Origin of the sequence: Stieleria sp. (genome assembly GCF_041595215.1) — a bacterium.
Lineage (GTDB): Bacteria > Planctomycetota > Planctomycetia > Pirellulales > Pirellulaceae > Stieleria > Stieleria magnilauensis.
Genome location: NZ_JBFHKV010001057.1, coordinates 1 through 2,969, shown reverse-complemented (window position 1 = coordinate 2,969; position 2,969 = coordinate 1). Strand labels below are relative to the sequence as shown.

Below are 2,969 nucleotides of genomic sequence, written 5' to 3'. Positions count from 1 at the left end.
CGCCAAATTACCAGATCAACCTTACCAAGCTTGACTCATTTACAAAGATCAACAATTGGTTTCACAGCCGCGCCAACTCGACACATCCGCCGGCAAACAAAAAGATGTGGTCAAACCTAAGGCGCAGCGCCACCTCCGGGAAGCACGTCAGCAGATTCCCATCGACCCCGGACGGGGTCGCAACGAATCTATCCGCTGGCGGTGCCGCAGATCGCGTTTGCAAAAAAGTTGATCGGGAGGCTCGTTCACGCGGGGCGGCAGACCGGGTCCGAGGGCTCAGGCGTGATTTGCTTCGACACCCTTCGGGGTCGCGTCACGACAGGGGCCGGACGTCCGGAGGTGTCGCTGCGCTCACCTCCGGCTAATCGCTTTGACCCCGTCGGGGTCGTGCCAGTGACCAAAGAGCGCCGTAGGTCCCGCGCCAAACGGCTGATAAACGATTGATGTCCGACGGGAACGCAACCGTGAACCGAGTCTTCCGGGGGACGTTGTATGGTTTTGCCAAACCCGTCAGTCGTTCATTCGACGTACAAAGCGATCCACGATACGCATTCCTTGACCGTTGTTGCGGGACAGGACCTAGCGTCTCAGCCAGTGCTCGAAGAACCGGTAGATCATTTCGTTGGAATCGGCGTTCGGGGAATGATCGGGCCGATTGGTCATCATCACGCGATCGGTGTGACCGAGAATTTGGTTGACCGCGACGGAGTGATTCAACGCTTGCCAGCGGCTGATCGGATCTTCCGATCCGCCGGAGACCAGGAACGGTCTGGGAGCCATCAAGGCATGTAGTTCATGCAAATCATGGCCGTCGCTGACCAACTGCGGATACAAACCGTGAGCCGGGTTCTGCTCCGTGATCAAGCCGCGGTTTCGCCAAGGTTTGGGGTGATACCCCAAATACCATGGTTCCCAGTAATTCACACTCGGCCGTGATTCGTCGAAGACAATTCCCGGGTCGGACCAGGCGGCACAAGCGAACTTGTCGAACAGGCAGGACGCAAACATCGCCCACTTGCCGCCGAACGAATGGCCGACGATGCCGATCCGTTTGGAATCCACCTCCGGACGACTAGCCAGCACATGCCACGCATTGGCCGCCGCGTAGCCGAGCATCGATAGCGGTTGGACCTCTGCATCGTCGATCAATGGATGATAGAGCGAATACGTCTTTGCCGCGGTGGCATCACTGGTGCCGATCGACAGGGTGACAAAGCCGCGACGCGTGAGTTGTAACGCAAAGTCACGATACGGATTGCCTTCACCGATCGCGGTTTCCGGTTCGTAGTAAACCGTGACCGCTGCGGGGAACGGGCCCTTGCCGTCGGGCACCAGCAGGTAGCCGGTCGTCTTTTCATTCGGCGTCCACTGAAAACGCACTTGATGCTGGGTGAAGGTTTCGCGCTGTCGAGAGTCCAGCATTTCCACGTCAGGTTCCGTGATCAGCGGCGGCCACTTGCCGAGCACGTCTTGCCAGGTCGACAGGACTTCCGCGCGACGGCGCTGCCAGTCTTCGGCGGTCTGGACTTTGGAACCATCGGCGAACACCAGCGGCGATCGAAAGTCACCGAAGTCGTCTTGATAGGTTTTCGGAGGATCGGTGTAGGGGAGTAACTCGTTGTTCGGCCGGCGATGTTCCGATGAAACAATCTCGCGACGATTGGGCCGATCCCATTTCAGCTTGGCAACGAAGATGCTGTTGTCGCTGCCGTGCTTTTCGACGCCCAACGGCTGCATCCACTCGGTCACCGTCACCCAGGTTTCGTTCGGTGAAGCGTCGACGACGCCGAAATTGCCCAGCCGCGCGCCACGCTCGGGCACCAAGACCTGTTCACTGTCACGGACGACGCACAGCGTTTCCGGGTCGACACGGGCGATGAACAACGGTGCGCGGTGACGAAACACATGATCGTTGTCCGCGCCGCGCCGCGTGTAGACCAAAAACAATCCGTCGCTGTGCGTCACCCAGTGTTGCTGGGTGTTGTAGCTGCCCAGGTCGCTGCCGTCGTCGAAGGTCCAGGCTCGCGGCGGGTCAAAGTTCAACCCGTCATCGCTGACGCTGACGTAGCCCCGATCGTCGTTTCGCAGGGTCAAATAGAAACGCCCACCGAATCGTGTCAGCGAAGGTTCGTACAGACCCCGCTTGATCGGGACGGTCAACGCGTTGCCGACTTTGATGAAGTGCAGGGTCTGGCCGTCGAACCGGCAGCGGCAAACCGCAGCGGAGTATTGCTTGGTGTTCGGTTCTTTGAAGTAGAACGGCACCAGCACATCGCCGCCGGGCAGATCGACGCGTTGGACACTACCCGATCCGGCATCTTGAAATCGGGGTTCGCGGGGCAGGTCGACGGTCTTCCATTTCGACCATTGTTTGGCCGACGGTTCGTAGACGGCGTAGGCGATGCCGCGCGGGCGGACATGCATCACACGGTTGTTGCGATACCAAACCGATTGGCCGATGCCGAGCAAGCGTTGGCTGGCCGCATGCCACTGCGGTTGGAAATCGCAAACGGTGGTTTCGTCGCCCGGCTGAAGCAGTTGGGGTGCGATCGATGCACCCGTCGGCAGAGCGTCTGACGCTCCGCCGACCCGCTCGCGGGCGAACGCGTCGATTGGTGCTAAATCTGTCCATGTCGCGGCCAAGTCGTTCGAAGTGGTTTGATGCAGTCGGTAAAAAACATCCGAACCGGTCAGCAGCAACTTCTGCGTCGTCATCACGACCAATGGCTGATCCGATTCATTCCCTTTCACGCCTGCGGGAATCGCTCCGGCGCGGGCATGGACCCAGCACGTCTGCCCGTCAAATCCACGCTGGGCCGTCGATCGCTCGATCGTGAAGGAGAGATCGTTGGCGCTGGCAAGGGTGATCAGGAGCAGACTGGAGAGGATGATCGATAGCGGGGATTGTGCGAGGCGGATGGGCATGAAGTGGCAAGACGATGGGGGCAAGACGATGGGGGCACGGCGAT

Annotated in this window: 1 protein-coding gene; it reads right to left on the bottom strand. The window is 59.6% G+C overall.

Annotated features, from left to right (window positions below; genetic code table 11):
* Positions 1-579: 579 nt before the first annotated feature.
* Positions 580-2,969: alpha/beta hydrolase family protein (locus ABX749_RS27955; protein WP_372898923.1), on the bottom strand; the 2,390-nt coding region annotated here is incomplete at its 5' end.